We start from the raw sequence: 596 nt of genomic DNA, 5'->3' as shown, positions 1-596 counted from the left end.
TATAAATTTAAAAACAATGCTTCATGACCCATATTTTGTTTCAAAGTCTATTAGAACAAATGAATTATTTAAACTTCTAAAGGATAAAAAAGTCCACTTAGCATTATTAATTGATGAATATGGTGGAATAGAAGGTCTAGTAACTATGGAAGATTTAATTGAAGAAATTATGGGAGATATTGAGGATGAATACGATAAAACTAAATCTACTATAACACAAATTGATGCTAGTAATTTTATTGTAAAAGGATATTTGACAATAAGTGAATTTAACAATAAATTTGATATAGATATAGAGCAAGGTGACTATGACACTTTAAATGGATATATACTTACATTGTTAGGTGATTTTCCAGAAGAAGGTCGAGAAATTGAATTAGACAATTTTACATTTTTAATTGAGAATGTAAATAAAAGAAGAATTGAAGATATAAGAGTAAGTATAAAAAACAGATGTGCGCAAATATCATAATGAGTTTTTATACACTTGAAATTTAAACAAAAATGAGTAAATCCCTATATTTAAGGGTTTACTCATTTTTTTATATTATACAGCACTTAAACTAAAGTTATTAGTTAATAAGTGTTTTGCAAAT

The 596-nt window shown here is 24.7% G+C and carries 1 protein-coding gene; it reads left to right on the top strand.

Annotated elements, in window-relative coordinates; genetic code table 11:
* A partial coding sequence (locus tag AZI32_RS17435) for a transporter associated domain-containing protein (protein ID WP_157450984.1) occupies positions 1-472 on the top strand: 472 nt, incomplete at its 5' end.
* Positions 473-596 lie beyond the last annotated feature (124 nt).

It is taken from the genome of Clostridium sp. ATCC 25772, from assembly GCF_001573875.1.
In the GTDB taxonomy this organism is placed as follows: Bacteria; Bacillota; Clostridia; order Clostridiales; family Clostridiaceae; genus Clostridium_J; species Clostridium_J senegalense.
This window is presented reverse-complemented; position numbering and strand designations above follow the sequence as displayed.